Origin of the sequence: Sphingomonas sp. ACRSK (genome assembly GCF_022346685.1) — a bacterium.
Classification (GTDB): domain Bacteria; phylum Pseudomonadota; class Alphaproteobacteria; order Sphingomonadales; family Sphingomonadaceae; genus Sphingomonas; species Sphingomonas molluscorum.
Genome location: NZ_JAKRNR010000022.1, coordinates 1 through 20,706, shown reverse-complemented (window position 1 = coordinate 20,706; position 20,706 = coordinate 1). Strand labels below are relative to the sequence as shown.

The window sequence follows — 20,706 nt, the reverse complement described above, 5'->3', positions numbered from 1 at the left end:
CCGGCAGCATGCAGCAATATCTCGACCTGATGCAGCGCGCGCTCGACACGGGCGTGGAGACGATGGACCGCACCGGGGTCGGCACCCGTTCGGTGTTCGGCCACCAGATGCGCTTCGACCTTTCGGCGGGCTTCCCGGTGCTCACCACCAAGAAGCTGCACCTGCGCTCGATCATCGTCGAGCTGCTGTGGTTCCTGCGCGGCGACACCAACGTGCGCTGGCTGCAGGAGCACAAGGTGAGCATCTGGGACGAGTGGGCCGACGAATCGGGCGACCTCGGCCCCGTCTATGGCAAGCAGTGGCGCGACTGGGAGACGGCCGACGGGCGCCACCTCGACCAGATCGCCGAGCTGATCGCGACGCTGAAGGCGAACCCGGCGTCGCGGCGGATGGTGGTCTCCGCCTGGAATCCCGGCGACCTGCCGGCCATGGCGCTGGCGCCGTGCCACTGCCTGTTCCAGTGCCATGTCGCCGACGGCAAGCTGTCGCTGCAGCTCTACCAGCGCTCGGCCGACATCTTCCTGGGCGTGCCGTTCAACATCGCGAGCTATGCGCTGCTGACCCATATCCTGGCGGACCAGTGCGGGCTGGAGGTCGGCGAGTTCGTGTGGACGGGCGGGGATTGCCATCTCTACCTCAACCACCTGGACCAGGCGCGCGAGCAGCTGTCGCGCACGCCCACCGCGCTGCCGCGGCTGGAGATCCTGCGCCGGCCGGACGGCATCGACGGCTATGAACTGGAGGACTTCGTGCTCCACGACTATGTCGCCCAGCCGCATATCAAGGCGCCGGTCGCGATCTAGTCCACAGGTTATCCACAGCCTTTTCAGGGCATGTTAACGCGTCTGTACCCAGAAAAAGCAGCTGTAGGGATTCACAGGCCGAATCCCGTCTGTCACACCCCGGGGCAAGGGGTTCGCGGATTATGCCAGTGCTTACATCCATCGTGGCGCGTAACGCCGATGGCGCCATCGGAGCAGCGAACCGGCTGCCGTGGAAGGTGCGCTCGGATCTCCGGTTCTTCCGAGAGACTACCCTCGACCAAATCGTCATCATGGGCCGAAAGACGCACAGCTCGCTCGGCGGCTGTCTGCCCCGACGTACCAACATCGTTGTCACCCATGATGCCAGTAGCTTCGATGAAGATGCGAATTGCTTGGCAGTCGGCCGCGTCGAGGAGGCGCTCTTTCGCGCCTTTAAAATTGCTTCAGACACGAAGCAGGTCTTCGTCATCGGCGGTGCCACGATCTACCGGCAATTCGCTCCCTATGTTGACCGGTACCTTGTCACCGAGGTCGAAAAGCTCGTGCCGGACGCTGACGCGTTCTTCGACGAGCGACCCATCCTTGCCGCGGCAGGTTCTTGGCACCAGAACCTAATCAAATCGGGCGAGGCGGACGATGCTGGGGACGAAGCTAGCTTCCGGATAATGGAGTACGTGGCGCGGGACGGCGGAAAAATTGCGTCGGCTCGCGAACGCGCTGTTGCCCAGGTGTCGGAGAAGGACACCCGAACGCCGCCTCCCGCTAAGCCATTGATGATGGCGAGAGCTGTCGCCTGATCACAGGAGGACAGCTTTGCGAACTCCACGTACCTCCCTATAGCGCGGGGCATGGAGCGGCTGGACGGCAGCTCGGCGGTCCCCGCAGGGTTGCGCGGCGGGATCGTCGCGCTCGGCAATTTCGATGGTTTCCACCTCGGGCACCAGGCGGTGGTGCGCCGGGCGGTGACGCGCGCGCATGCCGAGGGACGACCCGCGATCGTCGCGACGTTCGACCCGCATCCGATCCGCCACTTCCGGCCCGATGTCGCGCCGTTCCGGCTGACGACGCTCGACCAGCGCGAGCGCCTGTTCGCCGAAGCCGGCGCCGATGCGATGCTGGTGTTCCGGTTCGATGCGGGGCTTGCGAGCCTGTCGGCCGCGGCGTTCGTGGAGGAGCGGCTGCGCGGGCTGGCGGGGATCGGCGGCGTAGTGACAGGCGCCGACTTCACCTTCGGCAAGGGACGCGACGGCAATGTCGCGGTGCTGGCGGCGCTGGGCGCGGCGCAGGGGTTTTCCGTCGACACTGTGGCACCGGTCGAGGACAGGGGCGAGCCGGTCTCGTCCAGCCGCATCCGCGCGCTGTTGGAGGCGGGCAAGCCGGCGGAGGCCGCGGCGCTGCTGACCCGGCCGTTCGCGATCCAGGGCGTGGTGGAGCCGGGCGCGCGGCTGGGGCGGGAGCTGGGCTTCCCGACCGCCAACCTGACGCTCGGCAGCTATCTGCGCCCGGCGTACGGCATTTATGCGGTGCGGGGGCGGCTGGCGGACGGGCGCGTGCTCGACGGGGTCGCGAACCTGGGCATCCGGCCGATGATCGAGCCGCCGCTGGAGCTGCTGGAGCCGCATTTCTTCGACTTCTCCGGGGACCTGTACGGGCAGCGGATCGAAGTCGCGCTGATCGAGTATCTGCGGCCGGAGTGGCGGTTCGACGGGCTGGATGCGCTGAAGGCGCAGATCGCGCGTGATTGCGAGGATGCGCGCGCGGCGTTGGCGGCGCGCACGTAGCGCGAGGCGTGCTCCTGCGCAGGCAGGAGTCTAGAGGTATCCTGCGTTGTGCTTTGTCGCCCTGGGCTCCTGCCTGCGCAGGAGCACACGAACGTCAGGCGGCGCGGCGCATTTCCAGGCGGCCCCAGATCTCGACCAGCGCGTCGGTGAGTTCGCGCATCATCGACTCGTCATGGGCGGGGCCGGGGGTGAAGCGCAGGCGCTCGGTGCCGCGCGGTACGGTCGGGAAGTTGATCGGCTGCACATAGACGCCGTATTCGGCGAGCAGGATGTCGCTGACCCGCTTGGCCTTGACCGGATCGCCGACCATCAGCGGCACGATGTGGGTGGTCGAATCCATCACCGGCAGGCCGGCGTCGCGGAACATCGCCTTGAGCTTGGCGGCGGCGGCCTGCTGGCCCTCGCGCTCGTCCGAAGACGCCTTGAGGTGGCGGACGCTCGCGAGCGCGCCCGCGACCAGCACCGGCGACAGCGAGGTCGTGAAGATGAAGCCGGGCGCATAGCTGCGGATCACGTCGATGATCGTGCGATCGGCCGCGATATAGCCGCCCATCACGCCGAACGCCTTGCCGAGCGTGCCCTCGATGATGTTGAGGCGGTCGGCGACGCCGTCGCGCTCCGAAATGCCGCCGCCGCGTGCACCGTACATGCCGACGGCATGGACCTCGTCGAGATAGGTCAGCGCGTTGTACTTGTCGGCGAGGTCGCAGATCTCGGCAATCGGCGCGATGTCGGCGTCCATCGAATAGACGCTTTCGAACGCGATCAGCTTGGGCGCCTGCGGATCCGACTCGGCCAGCAGCTCTTCGAGGTGCTCCAGGTCGTTGTGGCGGAAGACGCGCTTCTCGCAGCCCGAGTTGCGGATGCCCGCGATCATCGAGGCGTGGTTGAGCTCGTCGGAAAAGATGATGCAGCCCGGCAGCACCTTGGCGAGCGTCGCCAGCGTCGCCTCGTTCGAGACATAGCCGCTGGTGAACAGCAGCGCGCCTTCCTTGCCGTGCAGGTCGGCGAGCTCGCTTTCGAGATCGATGTGATAATGGGTGTTGCCGCCGATGTTGCGGGTGCCGCCGGAGCCGGCGCCGACGTCGTGCAGCGCCTCTTCCATCGCGGCGATGACTTTGGGGTGCTGCCCCATCGCCAGATAGTCGTTGGAGCACCAGACCGTGATCGGCTTGGGCCCGTTATGCCCGGCGAAGCAGCGCGCGTTGGGGAACATGCCCTTGTTGCGCAAAATGTCGATGAAGACGCGGTAGCGCCCCTCGGCATGGAGCCTGTCGATCGCCTGGTTGAAGACGCGGCTGTAATCGACCGCGCGAACGGTTTCGTCGCTGGACATGCCGGTCTGCATAACGACAGGACCCTTGTTTTTCTACTCTCAAAGCCTCGTTTAGAGCGAGCGGACCGTTCGATTACAGCAGTTTGATCTGGGTCAAGCCGAAGCGGGCGAGCGCAGGCCGGAGCAACTCGATCGCAGCGTCGGCGCCGGTGAACACCGCCGCGCCTTCGCCCGGCGCGTCGGGCCAGTCGGCGCCGTCGAGGAGATGGGCGACGCGCCGCGCGATGCCCTCGCCACCGTCGACGAACCGCACCGGGCGCCCGGCGGCCGCCTCCAGCCGGTCCGCCACCAGCGGGAAATGGGTGCAGGCGTTGACGATCACGTCGATCCGATCGCCGTCGGGATGGTCGAGCAGGCCCGCCAGCACGGCGCGATAGGCGTCGTCCTCCGCCTCCTCCCCGCGCAGGCGCGCCTCGGCAAGGGCGACCAGCGCGGCCGAGCCGTGGCGCAGGACGCGGCAGTCGGCGGCGAATCGGGTGGCCAGATCGTCGACATAGGGCTGGCGCACCGTCGCCTCGGTGCCGAGCACGCCGATGACGCGCGTGCGGCTCAACTCGGCCGCGGGCTTGATCGCCGGGACGGTGCCGACCACGGGCAGGTCGAGCGCGGCGCGCACCGCCGGCAGCGCGATGGTGGAGGCGGTGTTGCAGGCGATCACGATCAGCCGGGGATGAAAGCGTTCTGCCAACCGCCCGAGCAGTGCCGGGACGCGTGCGGCGATCTCCGCCTCGCTGCGGGTGCCATAGGGATAGCCTGCCGAGTCGGCTGCGTAGACGATCGGCGCCTGTGGCAGCAGCCGCTGGGTGGGGGCGAGCACCGACAGACCGCCGACGCCGGAATCGAAGAACAGGATCGGGCGGGAGTCGGGCATGCGGGGCAGATCCTTGCGCGCGGAGAGACGTTCCCGCTTTGATCGAGGTTGTTGCGCCCCGATACCGAAACGCCTAGCGTCGGGGCAACAGGGGTACGAAATCAGTCTTGCCAACCGACTTCTCATCGGCGCCGGCGCTTTGCGCAATGTTGCTCGGCTATCTGCTGGGCGCGATCCCGTTCGGGCTGCTGCTCGCGCGGTGGTTCGGCGCGGGCGACCTGCGGGCGATCGGATCGGGCAACATCGGCGCCACCAACGTGCTGCGCACCGGGCGCAAGGGGCTGGCGGCGGCGACGCTGCTGCTGGACGCGGCCAAGGGCACGCTTGCGGTGGTGTTGGCCGAATGGCTGTTCCCCGGCCATGGCCCGTTCGCGGCGGGGGCTGCGTTCCTGGGCCATTGCTATCCCGTCTGGCTTGGCTTCCGCGGCGGCAAGGGCGTCGCGACGATGCTGGGCGTGGTGCTCGCGCTCCACTGGCCGAGCGCGCTGGTGTTCGCGGTCGTCTGGCTGGGGCTGCTGGCGCTGCTGCGCATCTCCTCGGTGGCGGGCATGACCGCCTGCATCTCCGCACCGGTGAGCGCCGCCTGGTTCGGACAGTTCGACCTGGTCCTGCTGCTGCTGGGAATGGCCGCGGTGGCGCTGTGGAAGCATCGCGAGAATCTGGGCCGGTTGCTCGACGGCACCGAGCCCCGCGTCGGCAGCCGTAAGGGTGGCTGACGCCGACCCGCGGATCGATCGGCTCCGGCTGATCCGTTCCGCGAACGTCGGCCCCATCACCTATCGCCAGCTGGTTGCGCGCTTTGGCAGCGCGACCGCCGCGTTGGACGCCCTGCCGCACCTGGCCGCGCGCGGCGGCGGGCGCACGCCGGTGATCGCCTCAGAGGACGCGGTGCGGCGGGAGATTGCGCGGACCGAGCGGCTGGGCGCGCGCTATCTGTTCCTGGACGATGCCGACTATCCGCCGCTGCTGGCAGAGATCGAGAATGCGCCGCCTGCGCTGATCCTGCGAGGGCGGCTGGCGCTGCTGGCGCGGCCGTGCGTGGCGATGGTCGGCGCGCGCAACGCGTCGGCTGCCGCCTGCCGATTCGCGCGCCAGCTGGCCGAGGCGCTGGCAGGCGAGGGGATCACCGTCGTCTCTGGACTGGCGCGCGGGATTGACACCGCGGCGCATGCGGGATCGCTTGCCGGCGGTACGGTGGGGGTGATCGCGAGCGGGATCGACATCGCGTTCCCGCCGGAGAATGCCGCGCTGCAGGAGGCGGTGGCGGAGCGGGGCCTGCTGGTGGCGGAGCAGCCGCCGGGGACGGAGCCGCGCGCGCGGCACTTTCCGTATCGCAACCGGATCATCGCCGGACTGTCGCAGGGGACGGTGGTGGTGGAGGCGGCGCCCAAGTCGGGATCGCTGATCACTGCGCGCCTCGCGGCGGAAGCAGGGCGCGAGGTGATGGCGGTGCCCGGCAGTCCGCTCGACCCGCGGGCGCAGGGCTGCAACCTGCTGATCCGGGAAGGAGCGACGCTGATCCAGTCGGCAGCCGACGTGGCCGAGATGCTGCGCCCGATCGATCCGCGCAGCGTCCGCTCACCGGGCAGCCGGTATGCGGCCGAGCCGGTCGCCGAGGATGCCGGCGAGGCAGAACGGCGGCGGGTGACGGACTTGCTCAGCCCCGTGCCGGTGCCCGTGGACGAGCTGGTCCGCCAATCCGCGCTCCCCGCAGCCGTGGTGCAGATCGTGCTGCTGGAGCTGGAGCTTGCCGGGCGACTGGAGCGGCATGCGGGCGGGCGGGCGAGCCTGGCGGGGTGAACCAAGTCGGCGGCGCCGTCGCCGGGCGCGGGGGTGTCACATCAGGAGCGAGGACGGGGGGCGTCGTCCTCAAGGGCGGTGCCGCCGCCCATGCCCATGCCGCCCATGCCTCCTCCCATGCCGCCGCCGCCACCACCACCACCGCCACCGCTGCCGCCGCGCTCGCCTTCCTTTCCGCGCGCCCCGGAACTGGTCGGACGGCTGGGGCCCTGGAGCGGCATGGCGAGGTCGGCGGGGATCGGATCGAGGCCCAGCGCCTCCCGGATGAAGTCGCGCAACGCCACCACCAGGGCGTGGGTGTGGACCGGATGGCCGGCGACGAGTTCCTCCACCGCCTGCCGGGCCAGGCGGACGTGCTGCTCGGTTCCCAGCAGGATGATGTCGGAAAGCGCCGCTTCGACGGCGTCGCGGATGCGGCGGGTGCGCTCGGAGCCGGCGGCGCGCTCTGCCGTGAGGTCGAGCGCCGCCATCGGCTCGGTAGCGGCGCCGGCATCGCTGCGGCGGCGCAGGTCGCGCAGGTGGGTGGGATCGACGGTCAGATCCCCGGTGAACGAGCCGCCGAGCGTCTTGTAGGCGGCGATCAGCGTGCGGAGCCGCTCGTTGATCTGCCGGTTCATGCGTTCGCGACGCTGCTGGATGGTCATCATCATCACCAGCCGGGTGCCGACGCCGATCAGCGTGAAGAGCGCGAGCCCAACCAGCGTGGTGAGCACGCTGTGCCAGTCGGTGAAATCCAGATTGCGCACATCCTGCCTCCCGCGGCTGTCCTTGTGGTGGGGAACGCGCCGGTGGGAGGCTGGTGCCGGTCAGGCAGGCAGGACGGCGACGTTGTCGATCAGGCGGGTGTTGCCGATCCGGGCGGCGGCGAGCAGGCGCATCGGGTGGCCGGGAACAGGATCGCCCAAGGTCTCCGCATCGACCAGCGCGATATAGTCGGTCTCGAACCCGGCCTGGGCGAGCATGTCGCGGGCCTGGGAGAGCGCCTCGTCGGCAGCTCCGCCCTTTTCTAGCGTGCGCGCGGCGATGCCGAGCGCGCGGGGGAGGGCGACGGCACGCTGGCGCTCGTCGGGATCGAGGTAGAGGTTGCGGGACGAGAGGGCGAGGCCGTCGTCGTCGCGCTGGGTCGGCACGCCCACCACCTCAATGCCCAGGTCGAGATCGGTCGCCATGCGGCGGATCACCGCCAGCTGCTGGAAATCCTTTTCACCGAACAGGGCGACGTCGGGGCGGACCTGGCCGAAGAGCTTGGCGACGACGGTGGCGACGCCGTCGAAGTGGCCGGCGCGATGCGCGCCCTCCAGGATGTCGCTGACGCCGGACACCGAGACGGTGGTGGCGAAGCCCTCGGGATAGATTTCCTCGACCGAGGGCATCCACAGGACGTCGGCGCCTGCTTCCGTCAGCATGCGGGCATCCTGCATCTCCCGCCGCGGGTAGCGGGCGAGATCCTCATTGGGGCCGAACTGCTTGGGATTGACGAAGATCGACACCACCACGCGGTTGGCGCGGCGGCGCGCGGCATCGACCAGGGCCATGTGGCCGGCATGCAGCGCGCCCATGGTCGGAACGAGGGCGACGCTGTCCCCTGCGGCGCGGTAAGAAGCCAGCGCGTCGCGAAGCGCGTCGAGCTGACGGATGGTTTGCACGGCCCCAATGCCTCCGGTAAGAATGAGAAGGCGGCCTTCTATGGGGGTGCCGCCACGGGATCAACACCATGGCACCAGCACCAGGGTACCAACAGGGGACAGCAGGCACCTTGAGCACGGCCTCAAACGGATTGCACGTCATCGTGTTCGCCAACGAGAAGGGCGGCACGGGCAAGTCGACGACCGCGGTTCACGTCGCGATCGCACTTGCCGCCAAGGGGGCGCGGGTGGCGGCGTTCGACCTGGACCATCGCCAGCGCACGCTGGGTCGCTACCTGGACAATCGCGCCGAAACGGCGCGGCGCCAGGGCGGCACCCTGCCGATGCCGATCCATGCGACCCACGACGGCGAGAGCATGGAGTTCTTCACCGACACGCTGGAGCGTCTGTCGGAAGAGGCCGACTATCTGGTGATCGACACGCCGGGACGCGACGATCCGTTCGCGCGCATGGCCGTCACCAACGCCGACACGTTGGTCACGCCGATGAACGACAGCTTCGTCGACTTCGACCTGATCGGCCAGGTGCATCCGGAGACGTTCAAGGTCACGCGGCCGAGCTTCTATTCGGAGCTGATCTGGGAAACGCGCAAGCATCGCGCCCGCGCCGACGGGTCGACGATCGACTGGGTGGTGCTGCGCAACCGGCTGCAGCACATCGAGGCGCGCAACATGCGCCGCGTGTCCGAGGCGATCGAGCAGCTGTCCAAGCGCGTCGGCTTCCGGGTGATCCCGGGGCTGTCTGAGCGCGTGATCTATCGTGAGCTGTTCCCCAAGGGGCTGACCATGCTCGACAGCCGCGAGTTCGGTGCGATGGGGCTGAGCCATGTCGCCGCGCGCCAGGAACTGCGCGAGATGATGGCCGGGCTGGCGCTGCCGGACCCGGTCGTGCCCTCTGCCGCTGCCTGATGCTGAAGGTCCTTCTGGTCGCGGCGGTGCTGGTGGGGCTGTGGCTGTACCTGCGCCCGCGCAAGCCTGTGCTGTCGGGAGAGGCCGAGGCGCGGCAGGTGCTGGGCGTCGGCCCAGATGCGGACGAGGCGACGATCCGCGCCGCCCATCGACGGCTGGTGGGCGCCGTCCATCCCGACCGCGGCGGATCGGCCGACCTCACGCGTCGGGTGAATGCAGCCCGCGACGTGCTGCTCGGCCGGTTGCGGAATTGAACTTTCCAGCCCGTCGGGCGATCTGAGGCGACAACTCTCAGGGAGAATTTCATGACCCACGTCTTCGACCCCACCTCGTTGCGCGAATATGACATCCGGGGGGTGGTCGGCAAAACGTTGGGGACGGCGGATGCGACCGCGATCGGCCGCGGCTTCGGCACGATCGTGCGCCGCGCCGGCGGCACCCGCGTGGCGGTGGGCCGCGACGGCCGCGTGTCCTCGGTCGAGCTCGAGGCGGCGTTGGTCCAGGGCCTGACCCAGAGCGGCGTCGACGTGGTGCGGGTCGGCCTGGGGCCGACGCCGATGCTCTATTACGCCGAGGCGACGCTGGAGGTCGACGGCGGCATCATGATCACCGGCAGCCACAATCCGGCCGACTACAACGGCTTCAAAATGGTGCTGCAGCACAAGCCGTTCTTCGGCGAAGACATCCAGAAGCTGGGCCGCATGGGCGCCGAGGGCGACTGGGAAGAGGGCGAAGGGACCGTCAGCGACTATGACATCGAGGACGCCTATGTCGGGCGCCTGATGGCAGGCTATGCCGGCGGCGCGTACCGGATCGGCTGGGACGCCGGCAACGGTTCGGCAGGCCGGGTGATCGAGAAGCTCACCGAGCTGCTGCCGGGCGAGCACCACCTGCTGTTCACCGACATCGACGGGCGCTTCCCCAACCACCACCCCGACCCGACCGAGGAAAAGAACCTGGCGGCGTTGAAGCAGCTGGTGGCGGACAAGAACCTCGACTTCGGCATCGCCTTCGACGGCGACGGCGATCGCATCGGCGCGATCGACGGCACCGGCCGGGTGATCTGGGGCGACCAGCTGCTGTCGATCCTCGCGGAGCCGGTGCTGAAGGAACTGCCGGGCGCGACGATCATCGCCGACGTGAAGGCGAGCCAGGCGCTCTACGACCGCATCGCCGAGCTGGGCGGCGAGCCGCTGATGTGGAAGACGGGCCACAGCCTCATCAAGACCAAGATGAAGGAAACCAACTCGCCGCTCGCGGGCGAGATGTCGGGCCACATCTTCTTCGCGCACGACTATTACGGGTTCGACGACGCGCCCTATGCGGCGGTGCGGCTGATCCGCGCCGTGCACATGATCGGCAAGTCGCTGACCGAGATCCGCGGTGCGATGCCGAACATGATCAACACGCCGGAAATGCGTTTCCAGGTGGACGAGAGCCGCAAGTTCGCGGTGGTCGACGAGATCCTGGAGCGGCTGGAAGCGGCCGGCGCGGACGTCAACCGCACCGACGGCGCGCGCGTCAACACGCCGGACGGCTGGTGGCTGCTGCGCGCGTCCAACACCCAGGACGTGCTGGTGGCGCGCGCCGAAGCGAAGAGCCAGGAAGGCCTCGACCGGCTGATGGCGCAGATCGACGAGCAGCTGGCGCTGAGCGGGTTGCAGCGCGGGCCCCAGGCGGCGCACTGATCGGGTGCGGGCCGGGCTAGGGTGCCCGGCCCGCAGCCTGCCGCGGCAAGCGACAACCGGTCTGGAACGCGCGGGCTGGCAATTCGCGCCCGCCTGCCCCATTTCGGGGCCATGGCTTCCCCCCAGATCGTTCGCGTCATCGACCTCGAAACCACCGGCAACGCACCCCCTGCGCATGGGGTGTGCGAGATCGGCTGGCAGGATGTGGCGCTGGGCGAGGACGGGCGCTGGGAACTGGTGGGCGAGGGCGGATCGCAACTCGTCAATCCGGGCCGGATGATCCCGCCCGTCACCCAGGCCATCCACCATATCCTGGACGAGCAGGTCGCCGACGCGCCCTATTGGCATGACGTCGCGCGGCGGGTGCTGGATCCCTATCCGCGGCGGATCGCGCTGGCTGCGCACCGGGCGGATTTCGAGCAGAAGTTCTGCACGGCGCCGCTGACCCATGGCGCCGACTGGATCTGCACCTGGAAATGCGCGCTGCGGCTTTGGCCGGACTCGCCGGGCTTTTCCAACCAGATGCTGCGCTACTGGCGGCGGCCGCACGGCATCGAGCATGAGCGCGGCCTGCCGGCGCATCGCGCCTTCCCGGACGCCTATGTGACCGCATTCCACCTGCGCGACATGCTGAACGAAGCGAGCATCGCGCAGCTGATCGAATGGTCGAACCTGCCCGGGCTGCTGCCGCGCGTGCGCTATGGCCCGGACCGGGGGCGCGAGTGGACGGAGATCGACGACGATTCGCTCGACGGCTTCCTGTCCGACCGGGACGAGGACGTGCGCTATACCGCCGAGCAGGAACTGGCGCGGCGGCAGAACGGCGGTGCGGTCGGCCGTACGCGCGAGGATTGGTTGCTGCTGTAGGCGGGGAGCAAGACCTCCTGGCTGGCCGGATCCTCAAAGCCGCCAGGTTTCCCAACTGGGCCCCGGCCTTCGCCGGGGTACGATCGGGAGTGCTGCTGGACGGCGGCGCTCAGCGGCGGCCGGCGACCAGGGTGCGGGTGCCTTCCAGTGCCATGCCGTAGACCAGGTGCGAGGCGAGGCCGTAGCCATGGCTGGCGAGCGACGCCTGCCATGGGCCGGGCGCCAGGCCCGCGGCCGGGACGGCGGCTTCGTCGACCAGCAGCGAGGTGACGAGGCCATAGGCGCCGCCGAAACCGCGTCGGGTGGCGGGCTGATATTCCGCGAGCACACCATAGATGCCGCCCAGCGCGGCCCCGACCAGATAATGGACGGCCTGACCGGCGGCGGCGCGGTTCGGCTCGGCGACCGGATGGCCGGTAGCGGCCCGGCTGACGCGGTCGGCGGCCTTCACCGTCGCGGGATCGTCCTCGCTGTCGGAGGGCATGAGGCGGGCAGCGGCGGCCTGGAAGCCGGCCATGGCGGCGGAGGCGACGACCCCGGCGGCGATGCCGGCAACGAGGCCGAGGAAGGGGCGGGGAGCGGTGTCGGCCATGCGGCGTCCTTTGCTGGAGGCTGTGGCGACAACGAGCGTTCGCGCGAACCGCTCCCTGGCCGCATCAATAGGGGACGCGCTCGGCCTTCAGACGGTGAGCGGCGAGCTGCGCCTGGACGCTGTCCTTGCCCGCGAGATGGCCGGCGCCGACCGCGACAAAGACGGTGCCGGGCTTTGCCATGCGATCCGCGATCCAGCTGGCCCAGCGGACGTTGCGGTCGACCAGCAGGATCTTGGCGACTTCGGGCGTCGCGTCGAGCCCCTCGTTCATCGTCTCGGCCAGCGCATCCGGGTCGCCCGCCGACCATTGCGCGACCATCTTGCCGACTTCCTTCTCGGCATCGGGCAACTGCTTGATGGTGTCGGTGAGGAAGGCGATCTGGGACTTTTCGGACAGGCTGTCGAAATAACCGAACTGTTGTTCGAGCGTCTCGAGGCCGGTCACGCGCTTGCCCGCGTGTTTGGCGGCGGCGGTGAGCGCCTGTTCGGCGCCGCTGTTGGGATCATAGCCGGCCTTCACCAGCTTGAGCACCGTCAGGTTGGTGGCCGCGAACCACGGATCGAAGCGGTCGAAGCTCGCCGCCGGCACGCCGACATCGGCGAGCGCTGCCAGATAGGCCTTGCGGGTGTCGGCGGGCAGCCGCTCTTCGAGGCCGGGACCGGTGGGGTTGATGGCGGTTGCGATCAGTGCCTTTTGCACCGTCTGCGGATCGGGGAGCACGATCTCCTGCACCAGCTCGTCGCTGCGGTCGAAGGCGGTCTTCACCGCCTCGTCGAACCAGCTGAGGCCGGGTTTGAGCAGATGGATGGTGCCGAAGAGATAGATGGTGGTGTCTGCGTCCTTCACGACCCAGAGGGCGGGATCGGCGTCGACCGTCTGCGCCGGGGCAGCGGGTGCGGCCGTCTGATGCGCGGCGAGCGGCGTCGTCCAGGCGGCAAAGGCGAACAGGCCGGCGGCACGCAGCAGGGTCTTGATCATCCGGTTCTCATCCTTGGGCGACGGGCATGTGTTGCGCCCGAGCGGGCGGGCTGTGTCAAGCATCGGCGGGAAGATCCGCCTCGGCATAGCGCCGGGCGATGACGGCGCAGGCGAGCAGCTGGAGCTGGTGGAAGATCATCAGCGGCAGGATGAGCGCGCCGACCTGGGCCGCGGGGAACAGCACGCCCGCCATGGGCACGCCCGAGGCGAGGCTCTTCTTCGAACCGCAGAAGACGATTGCAATCTCGTCCGCGCGCGAGAAGCCGAGGCGGCGCGCCAGCGTGCGGGTGGCGAACAGCACCACCGCGAGCAGCACGCAGCAGACGGCCGTGACCAGCACCAGCTGCCAGACCGGCACACGGTGCCAGAGCCCTTCGATCACCGCGGCGCTGAAGGCGGTGTAGACGACGAGCAGGATCGAGCCGCGGTCGACCGTGGAGACCAGCGGCTTGTGCCGTTCGATGAAGCCGCCGACGAGCGGGCGGGCGAGATGGCCGACGACGAAGGGGAGCAGCAGCTGGAGCGCGATCTCCTCGATGGCGGCAAGCGAGTCGCCGCCGCTGGCAGACACGCCCATCAGCAGCGCGACGAGCACGGGCGTGATGAAGATGCCGGCGATGTTCGAGAGCGACGCGCTGCACACCGCCGCGGGGACGTTGCCGCGGGCGATGGCGGTGAAGGCGATCGAGGACTGGACGGTGGAGGGCAGGAGGGTGAGGAACAGCAGCCCTTGCGCGAGTGCCGGGGAGAGGAACCAGGAGGAGCCCCACTCCACGCCCAGCCCCAGCAGCGGGAACATGAGGAAGGTGGCGGCGAACACGACCAGGTGCAGCCGCCAGGCGGTGAGGCCGGCGACGATCGCCGCGCGCGACAGCTTGGCGCCGTGGAGGAAGAAGAGCAGCGCGATCGCCGCCTGCGTGAGGAGCGCGAAGCCGTCCGCCGTGCGGCCGCGGCAGGGAAGCAGCGTCGCCACCACCACCGTCGCGATCAGGAGCATGCTGTAGCCGTCGATGCTGGCGGTGAGTCGGCGAAGGAGCGGCGGGCGGGGAGAGACGGTCATGCGCGCTCTCCTACCGGAGAGTAGCCCAGGCGCCGAGGAGATTTCGGACGACGAACCAAACAGGTACAAAGTGCTTGACATCGTCACGCTGATGTGGAACAAGACAGGAACGCTGAGGAATTGCGGGCGGGGCTGGAGCCGAAGGGTTGCGGCCCCGTCTTGCGTTCGGGGGAGGGGCGATGGCGCGGCAGATCGGGACGGGATCGGAAGCAGCATCGGGGACGGGGCGCACCCGCTCGATCGGCGTTGGGGTGCAAAGCGCGTTTCTGGATCACCTGGCGGCGACCGGCAGCGTAGAGGCAGCCGCCGAGGCGGTCGCGATCGCGCCGTTGCAGGCCTATGCGGCGTGCCGGAGCGATGCCGGCTTCGCGGAAGGCTGGCGCGCCGCGCTGCGGGTCGGATACGACCGGCTGGAGGCGATGCTGATCGAGCGCACGGCCGCGGTCCTGACCGGCGCGTCGAACGATCCGCTGGAAACCCCGGACGTGCTGTTCGCGCTGCGGCTGATCGAGCGGCAGCGCGAGGCGGAAGCGCCGAGCGGCAAGCGCGCCAGGGCAGGCGCGGGCGCGGCGGACAAGACGGATGCCGCGATCCTCAAGCGGCTGGCGATGTTGAGCAAGCGCCATGCGGCGGAGGAAGCGCGGGCGCGCCGGACCCAGGAGGGGGGCAATGCGTGAGCCCCGCGGAGGAACGCGAGGCGGCGATGCGGGCGCTGGCCCGTGCCGACCCGGCCACGCAGGCAGCGACGCTGGCGATCCTGTCGCCGGAGCAGCGGCGTGAGCTGCTGCACCGCTGGGAGCGCTGGGCGCATCCCGGCCAGCTGCCGACCGCGGAAGGGTGGCGGATCTGGCTGATCCTGGCCGGCCGCGGCTTTGGCAAGACGCGGGCGGCGTCGGAGTGGGTGTCCGAATTCGCCCGCAGCCACCCCCAGGCGCGGATCGCGCTGGTGGGCGCGACGCTGGACGACGTGCACCGGGTGATGGTGGGCGGCGAGGGCGGGTTGCAGGCGAGCGCGCACGACGACGAGCCGATGCTGTGGAAGGGAGGCGTGCTGCACTTCGCATCGGGGGCAAAGGCCTTTGCCTATTCGGCGGAGGCGCCCGAGAAGCTGCGCGGCCCCGAGCACCACGCCGGCTGGTGCGACGAGATCGCCAAGTGGCGCCTGGGCGATGCGGCCTGGGACAATCTGATGATGGGGATGCGGCTGGGCACGCATCCGCAGCTGGTGGTGACCACCACGCCCAAGCCGGGCGCGCTGCTGCGGCGGGTGCGCACGCTGCCGGGCGTGCACGAGACGCACGGCCGGACGGTGGACAACCCGCACCTGCCGGCGAGCTTCGTCGAGGCGATGGCCGCGCAATATGCGGGCACGCGGCTGGGGCGGCAGGAGCTCGACGGGGAGTTGCTGGAGGATGTGCAGGGTGCGTTATGGACGCGCGGGCTGATCGAGCGGTGCCGCGTCGCGACCACGCCCGAACTGGTGCGGGTGGTGGTAGGCGTCGACCCGCCCGCGAGTGCGCAAGGGGATGCGTGCGGGATCGTGGCGGCAGGCCTGGGTGGGGACGGGCGCGGCTATGTGCTGGAGGATGCGAGCGCCTCCGGACTGACGCCGGACGGCTGGGCGCGGGCGGTGGCGGCCTGTGCGGCGCGTCACGATGCGGACCGGGTGGTGGCGGAGGCGAACCAGGGCGGCGCGATGGTGGAGACGGTGCTGCGTACGGCCGAGGCGGCGCTGCCGGTGCGGCTGGTGCATGCGTCGCGCGGCAAGTCGGCGCGGGCCGAGCCGATCGCCGCCCTCTATGAGCGCGGCCGGATCGCGCATGCCGGCAGCTTCCCGGCGCTGGAGGACGAGCTGTGCGGGTTGGTGGCAGGCGGCGGCTACGAGGGCCCTGGCCGGTCCCCCGACCGTGCCGACGCGCTGGTGTGGGCGATGGACGAGCTGATGCTCGGCCGCCGCGGGCCCGCGTCGGTACGGGGGCTGTGAGCCTGGATCAGGTGAAGAGCGACAGGAACAGAAGCACGAAGGCGGCGGCGCAGACGCTGCCGCCGATGGTGAGATGGCGGATGGCGGAGCGGGCATAGGGCTCGCCACCGGCGGGGCGGACCTGCTGGCGGCGGATGCGCCAGCCGGCCCAGACGAACATGCCGCCCAGCCAGAACAGCATCAGCGATGCGGGGAACAGGGCGAAGTGTGCGCTTTGCGGCATTCGACTCTCCTTGGCGGAGGAAGCTATCATGAAATGGTTCGGCAGGAAGAGCCTGGGTGCGCACGGCACGGCGGGCGAGGGACGGCGGCCGGCGCTGTCGGCGGGCGGATCGGTCACGGCGCTGGGCAGTTGGCCGACGAGCTACGAGGCGCAGGTGCGTGCGGGCTATCTGGAGAATGCGATCGCGCAGCGTGCGGTCCGGATGGTGGCGGAGGGCGTGGCGGCCGCGCCGGTCACGGGCGCGGACCCGGAGCTGGTGCGGCTGGTGTGCCGGCGCTCGGCAGGCCAGGTGCTGGTCGAGACGATCGCGGCGCAGCTGCTGCTGCACGGCAATGCGTTCGTGCAGTTGCTGGACGACGGCCGCGGCGGGGTGGGCGAGCTCTATGCGCTTCGGCCCGAGCGGGTGACGGTGGAGCCGGATGCGAACGGCTGGCCGGTGGCGTTCCGCTATCGGGTGGGCGCGCAGGTGCAGCGGCTGGCGGCGGAGGATGGCCGCGGTCGGACAGCGGTGGTGCACATCAAGGCGTTCCATCCGCTCGACGATCATTATGGGCTCGGGTGCTTGGGCGCGGCGGCGGGAGCGATCGCGGTCCACAATGCGGCGGCCCGATGGAACAAGGCGCTGCTCGACAATGCCGCGCGGCCGTCGGGGGCACTGGTCTATGATCCGGGCGACGGCGGCGTGCTGTCGCGCGACCAGTTCGACCGGTTGCGCGCGGAGATGGAGGCGGGCTTTGCGGGCGCCGCCAACGCCGGGCGGCCGATGCTGCTGGAAGGCGGCCTCAAGTGGCAGGCGATGAGCCTGACGCCGGCCGACATGGATTTCAACGGGCTGAAGGCACAGGCGGCGCGGGAGATCGCGCTGGCGTTCGGGGTGCCGCCGATGCTGCTGGGGCTGCCGGGCGACAACACCTATGCCAATTATCGCGAGGCCAATCGCGCGCTGTGGCGGCTGTCGATCCTGCCGCTTGCCGAGCGGATCCTGGCGGAGCTGAGCCAGGGGCTCGGCGGGCATTTCGCGGATCCGGCGCTGTCGGTGGACCTCGACCGGGTGCCGGCGCTGGCGGAGGACCGCGAGCGGCTGTGGGGCCAAGTGAGCGGGGCGGATTTCCTGACGCGCGAGGAGAAGCGCGCGATGGTCGGCGTAGGGCCGGTGTCGGGGGCGGGGCTGTAGTTCTTGTGCTCCCGCGCAGGCGGGTCAGCGCGGGTAGGCTGTTGGCAGGGTGCAGGTGAGGGTGGTGCGCTCGAAGCGGCCACCCTGCGCGGCGCATTGCTTGCCGCGGACGAAGGGCATCACGAACGCGATCGAGAGCAGGGCCGCGAATGCGGCGAACAGGACGATGCGGAGCCGGCGGCGCATGGCCGGACGTAACAGGCGGAGGCGGCGATGGACAATGCGCAGGTGCTGGCGCAGCTGATGGGCCAGGCGCGGCAGGACGGTGCCGACCTGGCGACGCTGCGCGCGATGGTGGAGGAAGCGGGCGAGGTCGGCGCGACGCGCGCGCTCACCCGGCTGGGGCTGGAGGACGGGGCCGCCCATGGCGACATGAAGGAGCTGCGCGAACTGCTGGCCGCCTGGCGCGATGCCAAGCGATCGGCCGCGCGCGCCGCGATCGGATGGGTGGTGCGGATGCTGCTGGCGCTGGTGCTGGTGGGCGTGGCGGTGAAGACCGGGTTCGGCGCGTGGGTGCGATGAGCGTGCGCTTTGCCGGCTATGCCGCGATCTTCGACGTGCCGGACCGGGGCGGCGACGTGGTGCGTGCGGGCGCTTTTGCCGGATCGGGGCCGGTGCCGCTGCTTTGGCAGCACCGGGGAGCGCCGGTTGGGCGGATCGAGCAACTGGCGGAGGACAGCCGGGGCCTGCGCGTCATCGGGCGGGTGGAGCTGCCGGAGCTTGCGAGACTGGTTCGGGACGGCGCGCTGGGCGGGCTGTCGTTCGGATATCGCGTGCAGGCGGCGCGGCACGGGCGGTGGCGCGAGCTGGAGCGGCTCGACCTGCTCGAGGTGAGCCTGGTGGCGGTGCCGATGCAGCCGCTGGCGTGGGTGCATGCGGTGGCGCCCGACTGAAGGCGCAGGGCTTTGAAGCGTGGTGAGGGCGTCCCGGTGGGGCGCCCTTTTCTTTTGCGGGAGACGGTGATGATCGAGACCAAGGCAGATGCGCTGGAAGCAAGCTTCGCAGGCGTGGAGGGCGCGGGGACGCCGGCGGCGCGGCCGATGCTGGCGGGGGCGGCCGCCCGGCCGGGTGGTGCCGCGTTCGAGGGCTTCGTGCGCAGTGGCGCGACCCTGGAGATGAAGGCGTTCACCGGCACGATCGGGGAGAGCGGCGGCTATGCCGTGCCGACCGAGATCGATCGGCAGATCGACACGCTGCTGAAGTCGGCGAGCCCGATCCGTGCCATCGCCAATGTCGTGAAGGTCGGGAGTGCCGGCTATCGCAAGCTGGTGACGAGCGGCGGCACGCCGTCGGGCTGGGCGTCGGAAACGGCGGCGCGGCCGGAGACGGCGACGCCGACCTTCCATGAGGTGTCGCCGCCAATGGGCGACCTCTATGCCAATCCGGCGGCGAGCCAGGCGATGCTGGACGATGCCGCCTTCGACGTGGAGGAATGGCTGGCCGGCGAGATCGCGGCCGAGTTCGCGGCGGCCGAGGGGCGGGCCTTCGTCGACGGCAGCGGGATCAACCAGCCCAAGGGCTTCCTGCGCGAGCCGGTCTCCACGGCAGGCGATGCGGGCCGCGCGTTCGGCACCCTCCAGTATCTACCGAGCGGGGAGGCGGGGGATTTCGGCAGCGAGCCCCAGGACCGGCTGATCGACCTGGTGCAGAGCCTGCGCGCGCCGTATCGCCAGGGTGCGGTGTTCGTGATGAATGCGGCGACCTCGACCCGCATCCGCAAGCTCAAGACCGCCGACGGTGCGTTCCTGTGGCAGCCGGGACTCGTGTCCGGCCAGCCCGATACGCTGCTCGGCTATCCGGTAGTGGAAGCGGAGGAGATGCCGGACATTGCGCCCGGCAGCCTGTCGATCGCGTTCGGCAATTTCCGGCTGGGGTACCTGATCGCCGAGCGGCAGGAGACGCAGATCCTGCGCGATCCCTATTCGAACAAGCCGTTCGTGCACTTCTACGCGACCAAGCGCGTGGGCGGACAGGTGAGCAATTCGGAGGCGATCAAGCTGATGAAGTTCGCCGCGGCCTGAGCGACCCTTCCCCGGCGCGGGGAGAGCCCGCGCCGGACCCTTCTGCCCAACAGTGACGGAGCTGCCCCATGGAGACGCCACCCATCCCGGAGGCGGCGATCGCTGCCGCCTGCGCGGCCGCGCTTGCGCACCTGCGCATGGCGGCGACCAATGAGCAGGCGGTGCTGGAGCAGTTGGTGGCCGGCAACGCCGAATAGATGTTGCAGTTCCGCAACACTGCTGGTTTTTGTTCGCTTGCGCGGAAACGAAGGCCGAAGTAGGGAGTTTGCGCTGTCCGTAGGACAACCATGAAAGGGGAATAGAATGCGGAAGCTTGCCGTCACATTGGCGCTCGCGACCACTGCGCTTTCGACTCCCGCCCTTGCCCGCGACAACGCGTGGTACGTGGGCGTGGAAGGCGGCGCGATGATCGTCGAAGATATCGACTATGACCTCTCGACGCCGGCTGGTGGCACCTCCACCGTCGACCACGACTATGGTTATGACGTCGGTGGCTTTGTCGGTTACGACTTCGGCGCGTTCCGCGTTGAAGCCGAGGTCAGCTATCGCAGCGCATCGCTCGACAGCTATCGTTCCACCACCGCAATCCCGGTCTACGGTGCTGCAGGCGGTCTCGGCTCGGCCGCCGCAGGCGACTATGACGCCGGCGGCAGCACCTCGGCCCTGTCGTTCATGGGTAACGCCATGCTCGACTTCGGCGAAGACGACGGCGTGTCGGGCTTCGTCGGCGCCGGTGCCGGTATCGCACGCGTCAAGGCGAGCGATTATCGCCTCAACGAGAACGGCTCGTTCCTCGACGACTCCGACACGGTGTTCGCATGGCAGGCGATTGCGGGTATCCGCGCGCCGCTGTCCGAGAACGTGGACGTGTCGCTGAAGTACCGCTTCTTCAACGCTGAGGACGTCAACCTCGTCGACGTGACGGGTCGTGGCTACGACGGTCGTTTCCGATCGCACAGCATCCTGGGTGGCCTGACCTTCAACTTCGGTGAACCGGCTGCTCCGCCGACGC

General features: G+C 69.6%; 26 protein-coding genes. 17 read left to right on the top strand and 9 right to left on the bottom strand.

What is annotated here, in order from left to right; translation table 11 throughout:
• The first annotated feature begins 8 nt into the window (after positions 1-8).
• The 3 genes from MHZ35_RS12820 (at position 9) to MHZ35_RS12810 (ending at position 2,545) form a co-directional block, all read left to right on the top strand.
• Complete coding sequence (locus tag MHZ35_RS12820) at positions 9-803, top strand: thymidylate synthase (protein ID WP_239436035.1); 795 nt, start codon at positions 9-11, stop codon at positions 801-803.
• 128 nt (positions 804-931) lie between these two features.
• Positions 932-1,561 carry a dihydrofolate reductase gene (locus tag MHZ35_RS12815; protein ID WP_239436012.1) on the top strand — a complete coding sequence of 210 codons (630 nt, stop codon included), beginning with the start codon at positions 932-934 and terminating at the stop codon, positions 1,559-1,561.
• 51 nt (positions 1,562-1,612) lie between these two features.
• Complete coding sequence (locus MHZ35_RS12810; protein WP_239436011.1) at positions 1,613-2,545, top strand: bifunctional riboflavin kinase/FAD synthetase; 933 nt, start codon at positions 1,613-1,615, stop codon at positions 2,543-2,545.
• A 94-nt stretch (positions 2,546-2,639) separates the two neighbouring features.
• On the opposite strand, the gene hemA is transcribed toward MHZ35_RS12810, so the two are convergent.
• Positions 2,640-3,881: a 5-aminolevulinate synthase gene (hemA, locus tag MHZ35_RS12805; protein ID WP_239436010.1), complete on the bottom strand. Its 1,242-nt coding sequence runs from the start codon at positions 3,879-3,881 to the stop codon at positions 2,640-2,642.
• A 73-nt stretch (positions 3,882-3,954) separates the two neighbouring features.
• Entirely contained in the window at positions 3,955-4,752 is a 798-nt protein-coding gene (murI, locus tag MHZ35_RS12800) for a glutamate racemase (RefSeq protein ID WP_239436009.1), read from the bottom strand.
• A 146-nt stretch (positions 4,753-4,898) separates the two neighbouring features.
• Between murI and plsY the strand changes: the two genes are divergently transcribed.
• Together plsY and dprA are read left to right on the top strand one after the other, a co-directional pair.
• Complete coding sequence (gene plsY, locus MHZ35_RS12795) at positions 4,899-5,468, top strand: glycerol-3-phosphate 1-O-acyltransferase PlsY (protein ID WP_125961754.1); 570 nt, start codon at positions 4,899-4,901, stop codon at positions 5,466-5,468.
• A complete protein-coding gene (gene dprA / locus MHZ35_RS12790; RefSeq protein WP_239436008.1) occupies positions 5,461-6,552 on the top strand; it encodes a DNA-processing protein DprA in 1,092 nt (363 codons plus the stop codon). Before plsY ends, dprA begins: the two co-directional genes overlap by 8 nt.
• 41 nt (positions 6,553-6,593) lie before the next feature.
• Here dprA and MHZ35_RS12785 read toward each other — a convergent pair whose 3' ends face one another.
• A complete protein-coding gene (locus MHZ35_RS12785) occupies positions 6,594-7,298 on the bottom strand; it encodes a hypothetical protein (RefSeq protein ID WP_239436007.1) in 705 nt (234 codons plus the stop codon).
• Between the two features lie 60 nt (positions 7,299-7,358).
• Positions 7,359-8,198, bottom strand: a complete 840-nt coding sequence (gene panC / locus MHZ35_RS12780; protein ID WP_239436006.1) for a pantoate--beta-alanine ligase — start codon at positions 8,196-8,198, stop codon at positions 7,359-7,361.
• Positions 8,199-8,266: 68 nt separating this feature from the next.
• On the opposite strand from panC, the gene MHZ35_RS12775 reads away from it, so the two are divergent.
• From MHZ35_RS12775 to MHZ35_RS12760, 4 genes are all read left to right on the top strand, one after another.
• Positions 8,267-9,106, top strand: a complete 840-nt coding sequence (locus tag MHZ35_RS12775; RefSeq protein WP_446741050.1) for a division plane positioning ATPase MipZ — start codon at positions 8,267-8,269, stop codon at positions 9,104-9,106.
• Complete coding sequence (locus MHZ35_RS12770) at positions 9,106-9,360, top strand: J domain-containing protein (RefSeq protein ID WP_239436004.1); 255 nt, start codon at positions 9,106-9,108, stop codon at positions 9,358-9,360. Before MHZ35_RS12775 ends, MHZ35_RS12770 begins: the two co-directional genes overlap by 1 nt.
• A gap of 51 nt (positions 9,361-9,411) precedes the next feature.
• A complete protein-coding gene (pgmG, locus tag MHZ35_RS12765) occupies positions 9,412-10,794 on the top strand; it encodes a phosphoglucomutase/phosphomannomutase PgmG (protein WP_239436003.1) in 1,383 nt (460 codons plus the stop codon).
• A 111-nt stretch (positions 10,795-10,905) separates the two neighbouring features.
• Positions 10,906-11,661, top strand: coding sequence for a 3'-5' exonuclease (locus MHZ35_RS12760; protein ID WP_125961747.1), 756 nt, complete (start codon positions 10,906-10,908; stop codon positions 11,659-11,661).
• A gap of 109 nt (positions 11,662-11,770) precedes the next feature.
• On the opposite strand, the gene MHZ35_RS12755 is transcribed toward MHZ35_RS12760, so the two are convergent.
• The 3 genes from MHZ35_RS12755 to MHZ35_RS12745 all read right to left on the bottom strand — a co-directional run bounded on the left by MHZ35_RS12755 (position 11,771) and on the right by MHZ35_RS12745 (position 14,292).
• Complete coding sequence (locus MHZ35_RS12755) at positions 11,771-12,253, bottom strand: DUF1440 domain-containing protein (protein WP_239436002.1); 483 nt, start codon at positions 12,251-12,253, stop codon at positions 11,771-11,773.
• A 64-nt stretch (positions 12,254-12,317) separates the two neighbouring features.
• A complete protein-coding gene (locus tag MHZ35_RS12750) occupies positions 12,318-13,232 on the bottom strand; it encodes a TraB/GumN family protein (protein ID WP_239436001.1) in 915 nt (304 codons plus the stop codon).
• A gap of 55 nt (positions 13,233-13,287) precedes the next feature.
• A complete protein-coding gene (locus MHZ35_RS12745; protein WP_239436000.1) occupies positions 13,288-14,292 on the bottom strand; it encodes a bile acid:sodium symporter family protein in 1,005 nt (334 codons plus the stop codon).
• A 179-nt stretch (positions 14,293-14,471) separates the two neighbouring features.
• Here MHZ35_RS12745 and MHZ35_RS12740 point away from each other — a divergent pair, with 179 nt between their 5' ends.
• On the top strand, positions 14,472-14,969 hold the full coding sequence (locus MHZ35_RS12740; protein WP_239435999.1) for a hypothetical protein: 498 nt from the start codon (positions 14,472-14,474) through the stop codon (positions 14,967-14,969).
• Between the two features lie 26 nt (positions 14,970-14,995).
• Positions 14,996-16,276 (top strand): DNA-packaging protein, encoded by a 1,281-nt coding sequence (locus tag MHZ35_RS12735; RefSeq protein WP_239436034.1) that lies wholly within the window; start codon positions 14,996-14,998, stop codon positions 16,274-16,276.
• A 7-nt stretch (positions 16,277-16,283) separates the two neighbouring features.
• Here MHZ35_RS12735 and MHZ35_RS12730 read toward each other — a convergent pair whose 3' ends face one another.
• Positions 16,284-16,499, bottom strand: a complete 216-nt coding sequence (locus MHZ35_RS12730; protein WP_239435998.1) for a hypothetical protein — start codon at positions 16,497-16,499, stop codon at positions 16,284-16,286.
• 28 nt (positions 16,500-16,527) lie between these two features.
• Between MHZ35_RS12730 and MHZ35_RS12725 the strand changes: the two genes are divergently transcribed.
• Complete coding sequence (locus MHZ35_RS12725) at positions 16,528-17,673, top strand: phage portal protein (RefSeq protein ID WP_239435997.1); 1,146 nt, start codon at positions 16,528-16,530, stop codon at positions 17,671-17,673.
• Positions 17,674-17,697: 24 nt separating this feature from the next.
• Here the strand turns inward: MHZ35_RS12725 and MHZ35_RS12720 are convergent, their stop codons facing one another.
• On the bottom strand, positions 17,698-17,859 hold the full coding sequence (locus MHZ35_RS12720) for a hypothetical protein (protein ID WP_239435996.1): 162 nt from the start codon (positions 17,857-17,859) through the stop codon (positions 17,698-17,700).
• Between the two features lie 27 nt (positions 17,860-17,886).
• Between MHZ35_RS12720 and MHZ35_RS12715 the strand changes: the two genes are divergently transcribed.
• From MHZ35_RS12715 to MHZ35_RS12700, 5 genes are all read left to right on the top strand, one after another.
• Entirely contained in the window at positions 17,887-18,195 is a 309-nt protein-coding gene (locus MHZ35_RS12715) for a DUF6127 family protein (RefSeq protein WP_239435995.1), read from the top strand.
• On the top strand, positions 18,192-18,566 hold the full coding sequence (locus tag MHZ35_RS12710; protein ID WP_239435994.1) for an HK97 family phage prohead protease: 375 nt from the start codon (positions 18,192-18,194) through the stop codon (positions 18,564-18,566). Before MHZ35_RS12715 ends, MHZ35_RS12710 begins: the two co-directional genes overlap by 4 nt.
• Positions 18,567-18,635: 69 nt before the next feature.
• Positions 18,636-19,694, top strand: a complete 1,059-nt coding sequence (locus tag MHZ35_RS12705) for a phage major capsid protein (protein WP_239435993.1) — start codon at positions 18,636-18,638, stop codon at positions 19,692-19,694.
• A gap of 68 nt (positions 19,695-19,762) precedes the next feature.
• Positions 19,763-19,891, top strand: coding sequence for a hypothetical protein (locus tag MHZ35_RS18075; protein WP_274615940.1), 129 nt, complete (start codon positions 19,763-19,765; stop codon positions 19,889-19,891).
• 106 nt (positions 19,892-19,997) lie between these two features.
• The coding region (locus tag MHZ35_RS12700) for an outer membrane protein (RefSeq protein WP_239435992.1) at positions 19,998-20,706 on the top strand (709 nt) is incomplete at its 3' end.